A 3,487-nucleotide genomic window follows, 5' to 3' on the forward strand; every position below is an offset into this window, starting at 1 on the left:
GGAGGGTGCGGGTGGCTGAGTTGGGATGGGGGCGTCACGGCGCCGGCGCGGAGGGGCTCGCGCGAGGGGGTGCGGGTGGCTGCGTTGGGGCGGGGCGCGTGTGATTGCGGGTGGAGGGTGCGGGTGGCCGTGGCATGGATGCGGGGGGTTGCCGTCGCCGGGAGCTGCCTCGGCGCCGCTTCTTCGGTCCGCGCGCGCCGGCCGCTTTTGCTTGACGACGGCCCGTCTGAACGTCGAAGCGTCGTAAAGCAACTGCGAAGCCGGAACGCGACGGCGGCGCGGAAAGGACGGGGTGGGGCAGAAGGGATGCGAAGGTGGGGTAGAAGAGGCGCGAAAGGGAACGGGGAGGCGACGCGGGAGGGGCGGAGCAGGTGGCGTAGAGCGGCGGGGCGATGTGCTCCATGGGGCAATTGTTTCGCCTGTTGTCACGCGAGGTACATGCCTACACGTATCCTGGGAGGGTGGCGCGCGCGTTCTGCGGCAAAACTGCCGCCCGCGCGCTCGCGAAGCAACGCGAGTGATAGGGGAAGTTGAGCGATGGCCAAGGTCCTGTTCAACCTCGGCAGGTGGTCCTACCTGCACAAATGGACGGTCATCATCGCATGGGTGCTGATCCTCTGCGGTGTCGGCGGTGCAGCCGGCGCATTCCAAAAGGGATTCGACGACCAGTTCTCGATCCCCGGCATGCCGTCGTCGATCGCCTCCCACATGATCGAGGACAAGTTCCCCAACGAAATCAACCCCATCCGCGAACAAACCGTCTACGTCGTGTTCGCCGCCCCCGAAGGCGAAAAACTCGAAGACCCCGGGAACATGGAAGCCGCCGACGCCGTCGTCGCCTCCATCAAGGACAACATCGACCAACTCACCGCCGACCAGATGCTCGTCAACCCGGTGCGGCTCAACCCCGAACTGCAACGCACCATCATCGACGTCGGCACCAGCTCCGGCCTGCCGGAAAACGTCGCCAAGGCCGACGCCCACGCGCTGCGCATGCTGTCCGAAGACGGCCGCTACGGCATCTCCCAATTCGCCTTCGACGTCCGCGTCCCCAAGGACATCACCCCCGAAAACCGCCAGGCCCTGTTCGACGCCATGCAAATCGGCCGCGACGCCGGGCTGCAGGTCGAAGCGATGGGCCCCGGCATGATGGACCCCGTGGCCGTCAGCGCCACGTCGGAGATCATCGGCATCTCGGTCGCGGCGGCGGTGCTGATCGTGACGTTCGGCTCCCTCGTCGCGGCGGGCCTGCCGCTGATCACCGCCGTCGTCGGCATCGCGATCGGCTCGCTGCTCGTCGTGTTCATGACGTCGTTCACCACCGTCAATTCCATCACCCCGGTGCTGGCGGTCATGATCGGCCTGGCCGTCGGCATCGACTACGCCCTGTTCATCCTGTCGCGCTACCGGTCCGAACGGGGCCGCGGGCTGACGAGAGCCGACGCCGTCGGCATGGCCACGGGCACGGCCGGCTCATCCGTGGTGTTCGCCGGCCTGACGGTCATCGTGGCGCTGGCGGCGCTGGTGCTGGCGAAGGTGCCGTTCCTGTCGCTGATGGGCATTTCCGCGGCGATCACCGTCGGCATCGCGGTGGTCATCTCGCTGACGCTGCTGCCGGCGCTGATGGCGCTGTTCGGGGAGAAGATTTTCGCGGTGAAGATCCCGGGCATCGCGGGCAACCCGCTCAAGGGCAGCCGCCGCCCGCTGTTCGGGGGCAAGACGATGGGCCGCAGGTGGGTCGAGGCGATCCACAAGGCGCCGGGCCTGTTCCTGGTCGGCGCGGTCGGCATTCTGGTGGCGCTGTCGGTGCCGGCGGCGAATCTGCAACTGGCGTTGCCGTCGGATTCGACGTCGCCGTACGGGTCGACGCAGCGTAATGCGATCGAGTTGGCGGCGGAGGGCTTCGGCCCGGGCCGCAATGCGCAGATGCTGATCGTCGCCGACGCGGATGACGTCAATCCGAATGCGGCGGTGCTGCAGCCGGTGGCGCGGGGCCTGATGTCGGGTGATCCGTCGATGTCGCCGGAGGATGCGGCGCGGAAGGCGGCGTTCAGTTACGCGTTGGATCATTTCAAGAACAACGTCGACGTCGAGCACGTGCAGATGATCGGCATGAACGAGGACGGCACGGGCGTGCAGATGATGCTGACGCCGAAGGCCGGCCCGCTTGATTCGGAGACGGGGTCGCTGATCGCGGCGTTGCGTGCGCAGCAGAATCAGATCGAGGAGGCCACGGGCCTGGTCACGGGCGTGACGGGGCTGATCCCGATCGAGCAGGACATCACGCAGCGGTTGTCGGATGCGATGCCGGTGTACCTGTCGGTGGTCATCGGCCTGGCGATCGTGCTGCTGTTGCTGGTGTTCCGTTCGTTGGTGGTGCCGTTGACGGCGGGGCTGGGCTTCCTGTTGTCGGTTGGTGCGGCGTTCGGTGTGACGGTGCTGTTCTGGCAGGAGGGCCTGTGGGATCTGGTGCATACGCCGGGGCCGCTGGTCAGTTTCATTCCGATTTTCATGATCGGCGTGACGTTCGGTTTGGCGATGGACTATCAGGTGTTCCTGGTGTCGCGGATGCGTGAGCATTACACGCATTCGAAGGGGGTGTCGCGGCCGGGTTCGCGGTACAACGCGGTGGAGGAGTCGGTCATCGAGGGCTTCTCGTTGGGGGCGCGTGTGGTGACGGCGGCGGCGATCATCATGATCGCGGTGTTCGTGGCGTTCATCGGGCAGCCGTTGGCGTTCGTGAAGGTGTTCGGTTTCGCGTTGGGTGCGGCGGTGTTGTTCGATGCGTTCCTGGTGCGGATGACGTTGATTCCGGCGTCGATGTTCCTGTTGGGGCGTGCGACGTGGTGGATGCCGAAGTGGCTGGATCGGGTTTTGCCGTCGGTGGATGTCGAGGGTTCGGCGTTGGAGTCGAAGGCGGATGAGCTCGCGGCGGCGGGCAAGGCGGAGCGTGAGGCGGCGGCTTCGTCGCTTGACGACGGTTCGGCGGATTCCGGGGCGGCGAAGGGCCGCAAGCGGCGGAAGGGCCGCAAGGGCGGCAAAAACGGCAAGGATGCCAAGGACGCCAAGGGAACCGAAGCCGCCAAGGGGACCGAAGCCGCCAAGGGTGCCGGGGCGCTCGGCGGTGGTTCGGTCATCGGCGGTGCGGCCGCCGCGGCGCTGTCGCCGACGTTCCGGGAGCCGGCGCGGTCCACGGATGATGAGGCGACGACCGAGTTCCCGCTCGTCGACGCCGAACTCGTCGAGGAGCCGAAGGGCCGCACGATCCGTGGCCCGGAGGTGCCGGTGACCTCGAAGCCGGAGTCGCAGCCGGAGCCGCACCGCACCCCGTTCAGCAGCCCCTACGCGGAGCGTCGTCTCAAGCGGGAGGAGGAGCGGGCCGCCCGTCTGAAGCGGGAGGCCGAGGAGAAGGAGGAGAAGGCGGCCGTCGAGCGAAGCGCGCAGCGGGTGTCGTGGCCGCCGCAGCAGCCCGCCGCGCCCGCCGGGC

At 67.6% G+C, this 3,487-nt stretch carries 1 pseudogene; it reads left to right on the forward strand.

The features are described 5' to 3' along the window. Positions 1-537: 537 nt before the first annotated feature. Positions 538-3,487: pseudogene (locus HMPREF3121_RS12095) on the forward strand (MMPL family transporter); the annotation flags it as partial.

Source organism: Corynebacterium sp. HMSC11E11, from assembly GCF_001807025.1.
Taxonomy (GTDB): Bacteria; Actinomycetota; Actinomycetes; order Mycobacteriales; family Mycobacteriaceae; genus Corynebacterium; species Corynebacterium freneyi.